The 13,763-nt window shown below is 72.3% G+C and carries 12 protein-coding genes and 1 pseudogene; 10 read left to right on the forward strand and 3 right to left on the reverse strand.

The window, feature by feature from the left end:
• From IG84_RS0132955 to hutI, 4 genes and pseudogenes are all read left to right on the forward strand, one after another.
• Nucleotides 1-462, forward strand: a pseudogene (locus IG84_RS0132955) (urocanate hydratase); the annotation flags it as partial.
• 17 nt (nucleotides 463-479) lie between these two features.
• A complete protein-coding gene (locus tag IG84_RS0132960; protein WP_031065566.1) occupies nucleotides 480-1,667 on the forward strand; it encodes an allantoate amidohydrolase in 1,188 nt (395 codons plus the stop codon).
• Entirely contained in the window at nucleotides 1,664-3,004 is a 1,341-nt protein-coding gene (locus IG84_RS0132965) for a formimidoylglutamate deiminase (protein ID WP_051862746.1), read from the forward strand. Before IG84_RS0132960 ends, IG84_RS0132965 begins: the two co-directional genes overlap by 4 nt.
• Before the next feature lie 83 nt (nucleotides 3,005-3,087).
• Nucleotides 3,088-4,254 carry an imidazolonepropionase gene (gene hutI, locus IG84_RS0132970; RefSeq protein ID WP_031065571.1) on the forward strand — a complete coding sequence of 389 codons (1,167 nt, stop codon included), beginning with the start codon at nucleotides 3,088-3,090 and terminating at the stop codon, nucleotides 4,252-4,254.
• 166 nt (nucleotides 4,255-4,420) lie between these two features.
• Here hutI and IG84_RS0132975 read toward each other — a convergent pair whose 3' ends face one another.
• Nucleotides 4,421-5,365 (reverse strand): RNA polymerase sigma factor SigF, encoded by a 945-nt coding sequence (locus tag IG84_RS0132975; RefSeq protein WP_037801140.1) that lies wholly within the window; start codon nucleotides 5,363-5,365, stop codon nucleotides 4,421-4,423.
• A 251-nt stretch (nucleotides 5,366-5,616) separates the two neighbouring features.
• Between IG84_RS0132975 and IG84_RS0132980 the strand changes: the two genes are divergently transcribed.
• The 6 genes from IG84_RS0132980 to IG84_RS0133005 all read left to right on the forward strand — a co-directional run bounded on the left by IG84_RS0132980 (nucleotide 5,617) and on the right by IG84_RS0133005 (nucleotide 10,881).
• Entirely contained in the window at nucleotides 5,617-5,988 is a 372-nt protein-coding gene (locus IG84_RS0132980; protein WP_031065577.1) for an STAS domain-containing protein, read from the forward strand.
• 196 nt (nucleotides 5,989-6,184) lie between these two features.
• Nucleotides 6,185-6,682: an ATP-binding protein gene (locus IG84_RS0132985; protein WP_031065581.1), complete on the forward strand. Its 498-nt coding sequence runs from the start codon at nucleotides 6,185-6,187 to the stop codon at nucleotides 6,680-6,682.
• A 181-nt stretch (nucleotides 6,683-6,863) separates the two neighbouring features.
• Nucleotides 6,864-7,547 carry an LPXTG cell wall anchor domain-containing protein gene (locus tag IG84_RS0132990; protein ID WP_031065584.1) on the forward strand — a complete coding sequence of 228 codons (684 nt, stop codon included), beginning with the start codon at nucleotides 6,864-6,866 and terminating at the stop codon, nucleotides 7,545-7,547.
• A gap of 6 nt (nucleotides 7,548-7,553) precedes the next feature.
• On the forward strand, nucleotides 7,554-8,444 hold the full coding sequence (locus IG84_RS0132995; RefSeq protein ID WP_078649701.1) for a COG1470 family protein: 891 nt from the start codon (nucleotides 7,554-7,556) through the stop codon (nucleotides 8,442-8,444).
• A complete protein-coding gene (locus IG84_RS0133000; protein ID WP_031065590.1) occupies nucleotides 8,441-9,451 on the forward strand; it encodes a hypothetical protein in 1,011 nt (336 codons plus the stop codon). The genes IG84_RS0132995 and IG84_RS0133000 overlap by 4 nt, the downstream gene beginning before the upstream one ends.
• Nucleotides 9,451-10,881 (forward strand): hypothetical protein, encoded by a 1,431-nt coding sequence (locus tag IG84_RS0133005; protein WP_078649704.1) that lies wholly within the window; start codon nucleotides 9,451-9,453, stop codon nucleotides 10,879-10,881. The genes IG84_RS0133000 and IG84_RS0133005 overlap by 1 nt, the downstream gene beginning before the upstream one ends.
• Here IG84_RS0133005 and IG84_RS0133010 read toward each other — a convergent pair.
• Together IG84_RS0133010 and IG84_RS0133015 are read right to left on the reverse strand one after the other, a co-directional pair.
• Nucleotides 10,853-11,962 carry an alpha/beta hydrolase gene (locus tag IG84_RS0133010; RefSeq protein ID WP_157848990.1) on the reverse strand — a complete coding sequence of 370 codons (1,110 nt, stop codon included), beginning with the start codon at nucleotides 11,960-11,962 and terminating at the stop codon, nucleotides 10,853-10,855. The two genes, IG84_RS0133005 and IG84_RS0133010, sit on opposite strands and share 29 nt — an antisense overlap.
• A gap of 143 nt (nucleotides 11,963-12,105) precedes the next feature.
• The gene (locus IG84_RS0133015) at nucleotides 12,106-13,632 is read right to left on the reverse strand and encodes a peptide MFS transporter (protein WP_031065596.1); all 1,527 of its coding nucleotides are present in this window, start codon (nucleotides 13,630-13,632) and stop codon (nucleotides 12,106-12,108) included.
• Nucleotides 13,633-13,763 lie beyond the last annotated feature (131 nt).

The following is a 13,763-nucleotide window of genomic DNA, read 5'->3' on the forward strand; positions in this document are numbered from 1 at the left end:
GCGCGGATCTGCTGGCTGGGTTACGGCGAGCGGGACAAGGCCGGTGAGCGTTTCAACGACATGGTGGCGTCCGGCGAGCTGCAGGCGCCCCTCGCGATCGGCCGGGACCACCTGGACTGCGGCTCGGTGGCCTCCCCGTACCGGGAGACCGAGGCCATGCTCGACGGCTCGGACGCGATCGCCGACTGGCCGCTGCTGAACGCCATGGTCAATGTCGCCTCCGGCGCGTCCTGGGTCTCCCTGCACCACGGCGGCGGCGTGGGCATGGGCCGCTCCATCCACGCCGGGCAGGTCTCCGTCGCCGACGGCACCAAGCTGGCCGGGGAGAAGATCCGTCGCGTGCTGACGAACGACCCCGGCATGGGCGTCATCCGGCACGTGGATGCCGGATATGACATCGCCGAGTCCGTCGCGGCCGAGCGCGGCGTCCGCGTTCCCATGCGCGAGGGCGGCGACCAGTGAGTACTTCGTTCCACGAGATGTGGCGGGACCTGCTCCCCATCGGCCAGGACGCCGATAGCCGGGGCTACCGCCGCTATGCCTGGACCGGCGCGGACGCCGACTGCCGGGCCTGGTTCCGGGGGCAGGCGGAGGCCCGCGGGCTGACGTACGAGGTCGACCGGAACGGCAACCAGTGGGCCTGGCTCGGCGACCCGGCCGCCGGGGACGCCGTCGTCACCGGGTCGCACCTGGACTCCGTACCGGACGGCGGTGCCTTCGACGGGCCGCTCGGCGTGGTGTCCTCCTTCGCGGCGCTGGACGAACTCCGCGGGAGGGGAGTGGAGTTCACCCGCCCGCTGGCCATCACCAACTTCGGTGACGAGGAGGGCGCCCGCTTCGGGCTGGCCTGCGTCGGGTCGCGGCTCGCGGCCGGGCAGCTCACGGTGGAGAAGGCGCATGAGCTGAAGGACGCCGACGGGATCAGCCTCCCGCAGGCCATGGAGCGGGCCGGGTACGACCCGGAGGCGATCGGCGCCGACGACGAGCGCCTTGCCCGTATCGGCGCGTTCGTCGAGCTGCACGTGGAGCAGGGCCGGGCGCTGGACCTGTCCGGCGATCCGGTGGGCGTCGCGTCCGCGATCTGGCCGCACGGCCGCTGGCGGTTCGACTTCCGGGGCGAGGCCAACCACGCCGGTACGACGCGCCTCGAAGACCGCCGGGACCCGATGCTGACGTACGCGCAGACGGTGCTCGCCGCGCGCGAGTACGCCGCGCGGCACGGCGCGCTGGCCACCTTCGGGAAGGTCGGCGTCGAGCCCAACGGCGTGAACGCCATCCCGTCCCTGGTCCGCGGCTGGCTGGACTCGCGCGCCGCCGACCAGGAGACGCTGGACGCGGTGGTCGGCGGGATCGAGCGGGCCGCGGCCGAGCGGGGCCGGACCGACGGGGTGGACGTCCACGTCACCCGGGAGTCCTTCACGCCGGTCGTGGAGTTCGCGCACGACCTGCGGGACCGGCTCGCGAAGACACTCGGCGGCGTACCCGTGCTGCCGACAGGGGCGGGACACGACGCGGGTATTTTGTCCGCCGCTGTCCCGACCGCCATGCTGTTCGTACGCAACCCCACCGGCGTCTCGCACTCGCCCGCCGAGCACGCGGCGGAGGACGACTGCGTCGCGGGGGTCCGCGCACTCGCCGACGTACTGGAGGGTTTGGCGTGCAACTGACGCCGACGACGTACTGGCTGGAGCACGCCTGGCTCGACACGCATGTCGAGCCGGGGGTGGTCGTGGAGACCGGCGACGGGCGGATCACCGCCGTCCGCACCGGCGTCGAGGCCCCGCCGCCCGGGGCCGAAATACTGCGCGGGCTGACGCTTCCGGGCCTGGCCAACGCGCACTCGCACGCCTTCCACCGTGCGCTCCGCGGCACCGTGCAGGTGGGCTCCGGGACCTTCTGGACCTGGCGCGAGGTCATGTACGCGACCGCCGCGCAGCTCACGCCGGACAGCTATCACGAGCTGGCCCGCGCCGTGTACGCGGAGATGGCGCTGGCCGGGATCACCTGTGTCGGGGAGTTCCACTACCTGCACCACGCGCCCGGCGGCGGCCGCTACGCCGACCCGAACGCGATGGGCGAGGCGCTGATCGCCGCCGCCGGCGAGGCGGGCATCCGCATCACGCTGCTGGACACCGCGTACCTGTCCTCGGGCTTCGGCGAGCCGCCCAACCGGCAGCAACTGCGCTTCAGTGACGGCGACGCGCAGGGCTGGGCCGAGCGCGCCGCGCAGCTCAAGGAGGGCCGCGCGCACGCCCGTATCGGCGCCGCCGTGCACTCCGTACGGGCCGTGCCCGCGGATCAGCTCCGTACGGTCGCGCAGTGGGCACAGGACCGCGAGGCCCCGCTACACGTCCATCTCTCCGAGCAGACCGCCGAGAACGACGCCTGTCTGGCCGCGCACGGCTGCACGCCGACCCGGCTGCTCGCCGACCACGGCGTGCTCGGGCCCCGTACGACGGCCGTGCACGCCACCCACCTCACCGGCGAGGACATCCGCCTGCTCGGCGGCTCGGGCACCGGCGTGTGCATGTGCCCCACCACCGAGCGGGACCTCGCCGACGGCATCGGCCCGGCCACCACCGTCCAGGAGGCGGGCTCCCCGCTCTCGCTGGGCAGCGACAGCCACGCCGTCATCGACCTGTTCGAAGAGGCGCGGGCGATGGAGCTGGACGAGCGGCTGCGCACCCGTACGCGGGGCCACTGGACCGCGGCGGCGCTGCTGCGCGCCGCGTCCGCCGACGGCCACCGGGCGCTCGGCTGGGACGACGCGGGCGCGCTGCGCACCGGCGCGCTCGCCGACTTCACCACGATCGCCCTGGACAGCGTCCGCACGGCGGGGCCGCTGCCCCGGCTGGGCGCCGAGACGGCCGTCTTCGCGGCCACCAACGCCGACGTGCGCCACACCGTCGTCGGCGGCCGCCAGGTCGTCCGGGACGGTGCGCACACCCTCGTCCCCGACGTCCCCGCCGCGCTGGCCGCCGCGATCGACGACCTGCGCGCCTGAACACGCGGGCCCCGTGTCCCCCTGGGGATACGGGGCCCGCGTGCGTACAGGAGACCCACCTCCGAGAGGAACCGGAACCCAGCATGTCCACCGCCATCACGCACATCGGCAGCCTGGTCACCAACGACCCGGCGCTCGGCGCCGGCCCGATCGGCCTGATCGAGGACGCCGCCGTCGTCATCGAGGGCGACCGCGTCGCCTGGGTGGGGCCCAGCGGCCGCGCGCCGGCCGCCGACACCGTCCACGACGCGGGCGGCCGGGCCGCCATCCCCGGCTTCGTCGACTCCCACTCCCACCTGGTCTTCGGCGGCGACCGCACGCAGGAGTTCAACGCCCGGATGTCCGGGCGGGCCTACTCGGCCGGCGGCATCCGTACGACCGTCGCCGCGACCCGGGCCGCCACCGACGAGGAGCTCTCCGCCAACGTCGCGCAGTACATGGCGGAGGCGCTGCGCCAGGGCACCACCACCTTCGAGACCAAGTCTGGCTACGGCCTCACGGTCGAGGACGAGGCCCGCGCGCTGCGCATCGCCGCCTCGCACACCGACGAGGTCACCTACCTCGGCGCGCACATCGTCTCCCCGGACTACGCCGAGGACCCGGCCGGATACGTCGACCTCGTCACCGGCCCGATGCTGGACGCCTGCGCCCCGCACGCCCGCTGGATCGACGTCTTCTGCGAGAAGGGCGCCTTCGACGGCGACCAGGCCCGCGCGATCCTCACCGCCGGCAAGGAGCGCGGCCTGCTGCCCCGCATCCACGCCAACCAGCTCTCCTACGGGCCCGGCGTGCAGCTCGGCGTCGAGCTGGACGCGGCCTCCGCCGACCACTGCACGCACCTCACGGACGCGGACGTGGACGCGCTGGCCCAGGGCAACACGGTGGCGACGCTGCTGCCGGGCGCGGAGTTCTCCACACGGGCGGAGTGGCCCGATGCCCGCCGTCTGCTGGACGCGGGTGCCACGGTCGCCCTCTCCACGGACTGCAACCCCGGCTCGTCCTTCACGTCCTCGATGCCCTTCTGCATCGCGCTCGCCGTCCGTGACATGAAGATGACCCCCGACGAGGCGATCTGGTCCGCGACGGCGGGCGGCGCGCAGGCCCTGCGCCGTACCGACGTGGGCCGCCTCACCCCCGGCTCCCGCGCCGACCTGGCCCTCCTGGACGCCCCCTCCCACGTCCACCTCGCGTACCGCCCGGGCGTGCCCCTCGTCACAGAGGTGTGGCGGGCGGGCGTACGCGCCGTCTGAGCAGCCCAGGAGCGGCGGCAGGCGGAAATCCCCCCACGGGACCGCCGAACGCTCCGTAAAAGCGGGCTGAACGGCTCGGAAAAGCGAAAGGGGGCCCGCCCCGAGGTACTCGGGGCCGGCCCTCCTCCGCGCGGTCAGCCGTGCGGGACGCCGTGACCGCGGCAGCTCACTCCTCGATCATCAGGCCCTTGCGGAGCCGGACCAAGGTGCGGGACAGCAGGCGGGAGACGTGCATCTGGGAGATGCCCAGCTCCTCGCCGATCTCCGACTGCGTCATGTTCGCGACGAAGCGGAGCGAGAGGATCTTGCGGTCGCGCGGCGGGAGCTCTGCGATCAGCGGCTTCAGGGACTCGACGTACTCGATGCCCTCGAGTCCGTGGTCCTCGTAGCCGATGCGGTCCGCCAGCGCACCTTCGGTGTCGTCCTCCTCCGGCTGGGCGTCCAGCGAGCTCGCGGTGTACGCGTTGCTCGCGGCCATCCCCTCGACGACCTCGTCCTTGGTGATGGACAGGCGCGCGGCCAGCTCGCTCACGGTGGGTGCGCGGTCGAGCTTCTGCGCCAGCTCGTCTCCGGCCTTGGCCAGGTCCAGGCGCAGCTCCTGAAGGCGCCGCGGGACCCGTACCGACCAGCTCGTGTCGCGGAAGAAACGCTTGATCTCGCCGACGATGGTCGGCATGGCGAAGGTGGGGAACTCTACGCCGCGGTCGAGTTCGAAGCGGTCGATCGCCTTGATCAGCCCTATGGTGCCGACCTGGACGATGTCCTCCATCGGCTCGCTGCGGGAGCGGAACCGTGAGGCCGCGAACTTCACCAGGGCGAGGTTGAGCTCTACCAGGGTGTTGCGGACGTATGCGTACTCGTGCGTGCCCTCTTCCAGGGTCTCCAGGCGCCCGAAGAGCGTCTTGGAGAGCGCCCGCGCGTCCACCGGGCCGACCTCGTCGTACGGCGGAATCTCGGGCAGTCCGTCGATCTCCGGCATCCCGGGGAATCCGGTTGCATCGATCGGCAGGTGCTGGGCAGGGATGTGTTCGGACAGGGATGTCGACGACGCGTTGTCCGTGATCTCGTCGGTGCGCACTTCGTCGAGCCGGGGTGACATGGTGTCCTCCATGGTTCTCGGCATATGGCTGCCGATGCCTGTACGTGAAGCTGCGGTCTGCGGCGCCTCCCAAGCGCGGCTGTTTCGAATGTGTCCCTACTACGCCTACCCGGGTTCACCTGAAGATGGCAAGTGCGTGTTGTCCGTATTTGTGTTAGTACGCGTACTGTTCGGGTACCAGCCCGCGTATCTAAGGCGTAGGCTTCGACGTGCGCAGTCGTAAGCAAATCCAGACGCCGAGACAGCAAGAGGGGTGCGCGCGCATGGACCGTGGGACGGTCGGCAGTGCAAGCCGGGGACGGCTCCACGTCGGGGTCCGCCATCACGGCGCCAGTGCGGTCGTCACCGCGGCGGGTGAGTTGGATCACCACACCGCGGAATTGTTGCGCGAGTCACTCGACAGTTGTGCGGATGATGGCTATGTGCGACTGATCGTGGACTGTTCGCAACTGGAGTTCATGGATTCCACGGGGCTGAACGTCCTGCTGGGGGCCCGGCTGAAGGTGGAGGCCGAAGGCGGCGGGGTGCACTTGGCGGCGATGCAGCCGATGGTGGCCCGGGTCTTCGAGATCACCGGCGCCGACGCGGTCTTCACCGTGCACGACACGGTCGATGCGGCACTGGCCGCCGGCTGAGTCGGATGCACCGGGGGCGGCCAGTGACGGACGGTCTGCGGAAGGCCCGTTTTCGATCACGTTGGCTCCATCACAACTTCCGTCCCCAAGAAGTGGGTGTTCTCACGGTCCGGCCGGGCAGGAGACATCTGAATCTTCTTGAACCCGTCAGGTATCCGTCATCCGTGAAAAGGCGAATCGGTGAGGTGAAGCGCTGATGAGCACCACCCGGCCGTACCCGCCGGGCGATCTGGGCCCGGACGCGGGGAGTGCCGGCGCCGCTGCCGCCCCGGCCACCGTTCCGGCCGGTCAGGTCCGCAGGCTGCGTCTCGCAGGCGCCCGTGGCGCTGTCGCCCGTGGTCGTGACTTCGCCCGGCAGGCGCTGCACGACTGGGGCTGGCTGCCGGCCGCAGGCGCCGATCAGCGGGCCGCCGCCGAGGACGTCCTGCTCGTCGTCTCCGAGCTGGTCACCAACGCCTGCCTCCATGCCGAGGGCCCGGAGGAGCTGCGGCTGCGCTGCAATGCCAAGGTGCTGCGCCTGGAGGTCACCGACCTGGGCACCGGCTCGCCGGCCCCCCGCACCCCGCACCGTGCCGGCCGCCCCGGCGGCCACGGCATGTTTATCGTGCAGCGACTCTGCCTGGACTGGGGAGTCGTCCGTAACCCCGATGGCACGGGCAAGACCGTGTGGGCGGAGCTGGCAGCTCCGTCGTAGGGAGTGGGCTGCCCCAGAACCCGGCAGCCGCCTCCCCGTATCGCTCGTGCCGCCCCGCGGGGCGGCTTTCCTTGTGCGCTCTCTCTTCCTTCTCCACGGCCCCCGGCGTACCTTGACGCCCGATCTGATGTGCCGTCAGTAACTTCCGGCGGTGCGCTCACCGGGAGAAGGGGAGATCGAGGTGGCCCGCTTCAACGCCCAGCGCAGCCGGTGCCGCACGGGCCCGGCAGGACCGGCGGCCGTGCTGCTCACGGCGGTGGCGTCGGTGCTCTTCGCGGCCCCCGCCGCGCACGCCGAAGTAGTCGACGTCGACTACCGGTGCAAGACGCCGATCGGGAACAAGGGCGCCGTCTCGCCCATCGACATCAAGTCCACCAAGGCAGGCGACGGCTACAAGCTCCTGATGTCCTTCCAGAAGGGCGTCTCCTCCAGCCCCGTCGAGCTGGGCAAGGGCGCGATGAAGCCGAGCGCGCTGATCAAGCTCGGCGGCGCGGAGAGCGGTGACGTACCGGTGAGCGGCCCGCTCAACGACAAGGCGATCCCCGCCAACACCCCGATCAAGATCAGTGATCTGAGCGGGACATACACCCCGAAGAAGAGCGGCAAGGTCACCTTCACCGCCTCCACGCTCACCATCAAGGCGCTGGGCACGACCACGACGTGCACGCCGAGCAACGACCCGAAGCCGTCACTCTCCCTGGACGTGAAGGGCGCCGGTGGCGGGTCGGCCGCACCGGGCGGCGAACTGCCGCAGACCGGGCCGGCCGACGACGCGATCGCGCTGGGCACGCTCGGCGGCACGGTGCTGCTCGCCGGGGCCGCCGGGACGCTCTGGCTGACGCGCCGTCGGCAGCAGCGGACCTGAGCGCCGGTGGCCTGCCGTATCCGCGCCGTGGCCGCGGGCGCTGCCGCACTGACCGCCGCCACGCTGCCGTGCGCTCCGCTGTCCGCCGCGGCGGCGGACGGCTGGCGCGCGGCGCCCGCGGGAGCGCACGCGCGCCCGTACTTCTACCTGGAGGGCGGCCCCGGCAGCGTCCTCGCCGACCGGCTCGCGGTCACCAACCCCGCTGACCGCGCGCGGACGTTCACGGTCTCCGGGAGCCCCGGGTCCGGCGCCGGGGCCTGGATCGCCACGGCGGCCAGGACGGTGAAGGTGCCGGCCCGGACCCGCGCGGAGGTGCCGTTCACCGTCACCGTGCCGGCGAGTACGGCGCCGGGCGAGCACCCGGCCGCGCTCCGGGTGCGCGACCGGCGCGGGGCCGAGCGCGCCGTACGCATCCATCTGCGGGTGAGCGGTCCCGCGCTGTCCGCGCTCACCGTGGAGAACGTGTCGGTGGGGGAGCGCGGCGGCGCGGCGGTCGTCCGGTACGACCTGGTCAACCGCGGCACTACGACGCTGGATCCGCGGGTCGCGGTACGCGCCGATGGCCTGCTGGGGGCCGCCCTGCGCCGTCCGGCGCACCGGCTGCCCGCCGAACTGCCGCCGGGCCGCCGGGCCACCCGTACCGAGGTCTGGCCGGACCCGCCCGCGCTGGACTCCGTGGACGTGACCGTCACGGCCACCGCGGCGGGCGGCGCGCACGGCACGGCCCGCGCCACGTACACGGCGGTGCCGTGGGGCGCGGTAGGGCTGGTGTGCGCCGGGGGCGGCGCGGCGGTGGGCGGATGGTTCCTGCGGCGACGGCGCCGGACGGATGCGGGTGAAACAGCGGATCAAGTAGACGGTCCCGTACGGGAGTTGACGGCGGGGGTGACGGCGTGAGCGGAGTACGTACGGGCCCGGCGGCGGGTGGTCGGAGGCGAAGTGCCCGCCTGGCAGCCGCCGTTGCCGCGTTGCTCCTCGTCCTTCCTCCGGCCGGGACGGCCCGCGCCGCCGATGACGGCCGCCCCGCCGTCGAGCTGTCCCAGCGGCAGGCGGGCAAGGGCGGCTCGATCACCGTGACCGGCACCGGGTGGCGCCCCAAGGCGCTGCTCACCCTGCTGATCTGCGGCCAGAACATGATCGGCGGCACCAATGCCTGCGCCAACGCCGACGGCCGCGCCGTCACCACCGGCAAGGACGGCCGCTTCCGCATCGAACTGCCGGTCGCCGAGCCGCCGAAGCCGTGCCCGTGCGTCGTGCACGTCGCCACCGTGACCGGCCGGGCCGCGGCGGCGGACGCCCCGTTCACCGTCGCCGGGCACCCCGTGGCCCCGCTGCCCGAGCGGACCGGCGGCGGCACGCTGGCCGTACTGGCGCCCGCCCGGCTGCGCGGCAGCTCGTCCCTGCTGACCTGGTTCGGCGCGCCGCCGCAGCGGGAGCTGGTCCTCACGGTTGGCAACCTCGGCGCCGAGCCCGCCAAGAACCCGGTCTTCCAGGTCGGCACCCGGCACGGCGTCCTCGCCCCGCAGTGGGAGGACCAGCAGTGGCGGGGCACGCTTCAGGCCGGTAAGAAAGCGCAGGTCACGCTGCCCGTCGAGCTGGCCGCCGGCGCGCACGGCGACTACACGGTCGCCGTGAAGTACGGCGGCAGGGTACTGGCCGAGCAGCCCTGGCAGGTCGGCCGGCCGTGGGGCGTGACGCTCTTCTGGATCCTGCTCTGCGTCGTGGTGCCGGCCGCGGTCTTCCGCATCGGCATGGCGATCGTCGACAAGGTACGGCCGCGCGACCGCTCCCCCCAGGGCGGGTCGGGGGACGAAGCGCCGGCCGGCCTGCCCTGGTTCACCCCGGACACCGCACCGTCCGTTACCGCACTCACCGAGCGACCGACGTCGAAAGGTTCCCTGTGATGAGGCAACGGAGGAGAGCGGCCGCGGCCGGGAGCGCGCTGATGCTCGCGGGCGCGGGCCTGGTGGCGGTGTCCGGCACCGCCGCGGCGGCCCCGGCCCCCGGCCCGGCGACCACCGTGTCGTACCTGACGGAGTGCATCCCGCCGCCGATCTCCGGCATGGACCCGGTGCAGGGCACCACCAAGGTGGAGATCACCGCGCCCGCCACGGCGAAGGTGGGCGACACCGTCGAGGTGGTGTGGAAGACGGTCGGCGCCGCGTCGAAGAACCCGGACGTACTGGACCTGGGCAAGGACACGGTCAAGCCGACCGGCGTGCTCAAGGCGGGCGGCGCGCAGACCGGCGAGGTCCCGATGGAGGGCCCGCGGCAGAACCCGCCCATCCCGAAGAACAGCCCGATGCGACTGCCCGACATGAAGGGCAAACTCACGCTGGAGAAGCCGGGCGAGGTCACGCTGACGCCGGACGCGTACACGATCAACGTCAACAAGCCCGTCTCGACGGACACCAAGTGCGCGCCCAAGGGCGAGGTGAAGCCCGCGCTCACGATCAAGGTGACGGACGGCAGCGGGTCGGACTCGGGCGGCACGTCCTCGTCGGGCGGATCCTCGGGCGGGCCGTCGTCGGGCGGGTCGTCCTCGTCCGGGGGCGCCTCGGGCGGTGACTCCGGCGGTACGGGCGGGAGTACGGCCGGCAGTACGGCCGGCAGCACGGGCGGTGGCTCCGGCGGGGGCAACGGCGACCCCGACGGCACCGCGTACAAGGGCAAGGAGGTCCAGGTCCCCTACGCCTGCAAGACGCCCATCGGGGACAAGAAGGCCACCTCGCCGGTGCAGATCAACGGCACCAAGAAGGGCGGCGCCTTCGACCTCACCGTCAAGTTCCGCAAGTCCGTGATGGACAGCCCGGCCGACATTCCCAAGGACTCGGTCAAGCCGTCGATGGAGGTGAAGCTGGGCGGCGCGGACAAGGGGACGGTGCACGTCGAGGGCCCGACCAACAAGGAGCCGATCAAGTCCGGCGAACCCATCGAGATCCCCGACCTCAAGGGCACCTACAAGCCCGGCGCGAGCGGTAAGGCGACGCTCACGCCCGGTGTCCTGACGGTCAAGGCGATGGGGACCACCACGACCTGCACGCCCGAGAAGGACCCGGGCGTCTCCCTGGAACTGGACACCAGCGCCCAGCCGGGCGGCGCGAGCGGGGGCACGTCCTCGGGCGGTTCCGCGGGCGGCGCTGCGACCGGCGGTAGTGGTGGTACCGGAGACAGCGGCGGTTCCGCGGGTGCCGCGGGCGGCTCCGGCGGGCTTGCCGACACCGGCGCAGCGGACCACGGCGGTCTGCAGGCGCTCGGTCTGATCGCCGGCACGGTGATCCTGCTCGGCGGTGCCGTCTTCACCTTCATGCCGCGCCGCTACCTGCGGCGCTGACCGGCCGGGGCGTCCGGTGAGCCGCGCCGGACGTACGGATCTCCGTTCCGTACGTCCTACGCGCGGTCGCCGGGCGTCCCACCCGCGCCATGAGCCAGGCCAGCACCCGGCGCTCGACCCCGGGCCGGGTGAGGGCCGTCATGCCGTGCCCCGTACCCGGTACGACCGACACCGTGGCCTGCGGCTCGGCCTTCGCCAGGCCCCGCGAGTGCGCCACCGGGACGAAGTCGTGCGCGAGATGCATCAGCAGCATCGGCATCCCGGGCCCGCCGGGCCGCTCCGGACCACCGGGCGCCCAGGTCCGCGCGGCCATGTCGTCCCAGACGGCGCGGCACTTCGCAGCGGCGACGAAGCCCGCGGAGGCCCCGGAGCCCGCGGAGGCCACGAAGGCCGGCGGAGCCGCGGAGGCCGCAGGAATCGTGGAGGCCAACAGGGCCGCAGGGGCCTCAGGGGCCGATGCCGCCTTCTTCGCCTTCGTCGGATCGCACCCCGCCAGCTTCTGCGCCTCGCGCCGCAGCCGGCGCTGGGCGGCCGAGGCACCGGAGCGCGCGCCCGCCCGCCAGGCCAGATACGGATCGGCCACCGGCGAGAGCGCGACCACCCCGGCCGGCCGCTCGGCCGTACCGGCGGTGTACTCCGCGGTGTTCGCCGCGATCTGCCCGCCCGCCGACGAGCCGAGCAGCACGACCCGCCGGGGATCGGCCCGGAAGCGGCCGGCCTGCGCGCGGATCCAGCGCAGCGCGGTGAGCGCGTCGGCGCGCTGCGCCTGCCAGTGCGCGTCGGTGTTGAGCCGGTAGTCCACGTCGAAGACGACGAACCCGCGGGCCGCCAGCTTCCGGGCCCAGCCGCTCCAGTCGGAGTCCTGCGCCCAGTACCCGCCGTGCAGGATCATCACCACCGGCCGGACGCCCGTACCGGCGCCCCGGTAGGCCCCGATGGTCTGCCGCTTCTGGGGACCGTAGGAGTACGTCCCCTTGAACGCGGCGTCCGGCACCGCGGCCGCCCGGCCCCCCTGCGGGACCATCAGACACGCGGCAGCCAGCACCCCGCACAGCCCCGTCCACACCATTCCTCGCCGCACACCCGGATCGTTACCGCGGCCCGCTCGAGCTCTCCCGGACGGGGCGGCGCGCCACTCGAACGGCCGCGCACGCGAAGGGCCCCGGCGCCGTAGCGCCGGGGCCCTTCGTCCGCTCGTAGCAGCGGGTCAGTGCAGCGGGTCCGTCAGTGGATCTCGCCCATGAGGCCGCGGACCTTCTTGCGGTACATGTAGATCGCGAAGCCCGCGAGGACCGCGAGGACGGCCTCGACCAGGACCGCGCGCGAGCCGCTCATGTCGACACCGCCGATGGACAGCAGGCTGGTGACCGAGTCGCCCGCGGTGTTCGCGAGGAACCAGATGCCCATCATCTGGCTGGCGTACTTCAGCGGCGCCATCTTCGTGGTCAGCGACAGGCCGACGGGGGAGAGGCACAGCTCACCGATGGTCTGGATCAGGTAGATGCCCAGCACCCACATCGGGCTGACCTTCGCGCCGCCGGCCGCCATGGCCAGCGGCATCAGGAAGAAGAAGAACGAGACACCGATGAGGAACAGACCGGCGCAGAACTTCAGGATCGTGCTGGGCTCCTTGCCCTTCCGGTTCAGCCACAGCCAGAGCCAGGCGAAGACCGGGGCCAGCGCCATGACGAAGACCGGGTTCAGCGACTGGAACCAGGTGGACGGGAAGGAGATCCCCAGCAGCTGGCTGGAGGTCTTGGTGGTGCCGAACGCCTGGACCGTGGAACCGCCCTGGTCGTAGATCATCCAGAAGGCCGCGGCGGCGACGAAGAACCAGATGTACGCGGACACCTTGCTCTGGTCGTCGTTCGAGAGGTCCTTGTCCCGCTTGATGCGGAAGAGCACGGCGGCCGGGATGATGATGCCCAGCACGGTCAGCGGGATCATCGCCCAGTTCAGGGTGAAGTGGCCGGTGAAGGTGACCACGCCGTAGAAGACCACGGCGATGATGAGCCAGGTGAGGCCCTTGCGCAGCCAGGAGTTGCGCTCCTCGACGGAGAGCGGGGTCGGGACCTTGTTGCTCTCCGGGCTCAGGTGCTTGGTGCCCCAGAGGAACTGGATCAGACCGATGCCCATGCCGACGGCGGCGAGGGCGAAGCCCAGGTGCCAGCTGTGCTTCTCACCGACGGTGCCGATGATGAGCGGCGCGAGGAAGGCACCGAGGTTGATGCCCATGTAGAAGATCGTGAAGCCGCCGTCACGCCGCGGGTCGTTCGGCCCGTCGTAGAGGTGGCCGACCATCGTGGAGATGTTGGCCTTCAGCAGACCGGAGCCGATCGCCACCAGAGCCAGACCGGCGAAGAAGAAGCCCTGGCCCGGGCCGGCCAGCGAGAGGTGGCCGAGCATGATGACCGCGGCCGCGATGGCCACCGTCTTGCGCGGGCCCCAGAGCCGGTCGGCGAGCCAGCCGCCGGGCATGGCCAGGAGGTAGACCATCGCCATGTAGATGGAGTAGATGGCCGTGGTGGTCGCGGCATTGAACCCGAGACCGCCCTCCGCGATGCCCTTGCCGTCCGGGCCGCCGGACAGCAAGTAGATCGTCAACAGGGCCCGCATGCCGTAGAAGCTGAAGCGCTCCCACATCTCGGTCATGAAGAGGGTGGCCAGTCCGCGGGGGTGGCCGAAGAAGGTCTTGCCGCTGCCGGCAGGGGTTCCCTGCCCAGCGGTGCCCTTCGTCAGGCTGGACGCCATGGTCGATCCTTGAGTGATCGGGACGCGCAGGTGGGGCCGCGCGCCCGGGTCGGCTGACCGGCACCGGCGCAGTGCCGTCCGCCCGCCCACGCCCGGTAGGAGGGTGCGACACCACTGTGGAGAGAGGAATC

It is taken from the genome of Streptomyces ochraceiscleroticus, from assembly GCF_000720485.1.
GTDB lineage: Bacteria > Actinomycetota > Actinomycetes > Streptomycetales > Streptomycetaceae > Streptomyces > Streptomyces ochraceiscleroticus.

Coding starts and splice junctions, on each gene's coding strand:
- IG84_RS0132960 (WP_031065566.1), top strand. CDS start 480: ATGTGGCGGGACCTGCTCCCCATCGGCCAGGACGCCGATAGCCGGGGC.
- hutI (WP_031065571.1), top strand. CDS start 3,088: ATGTCCACCGCCATCACGCACATCGGCAGCCTGGTCACCAACGACCCG.
- IG84_RS0132975 (WP_037801140.1), bottom strand. CDS start 5,365: ATGGAGGACACCATGTCACCCCGGCTCGACGAAGTGCGCACCGACGAG.
- IG84_RS0132980 (WP_031065577.1), top strand. CDS start 5,617: ATGGACCGTGGGACGGTCGGCAGTGCAAGCCGGGGACGGCTCCACGTC.
- IG84_RS0132985 (WP_031065581.1), top strand. CDS start 6,185: ATGAGCACCACCCGGCCGTACCCGCCGGGCGATCTGGGCCCGGACGCG.
- IG84_RS0133005 (WP_078649704.1), top strand. CDS start 9,451: ATGAGGCAACGGAGGAGAGCGGCCGCGGCCGGGAGCGCGCTGATGCTC.
- IG84_RS0133015 (WP_031065596.1), bottom strand. CDS start 13,632: ATGGCGTCCAGCCTGACGAAGGGCACCGCTGGGCAGGGAACCCCTGCC.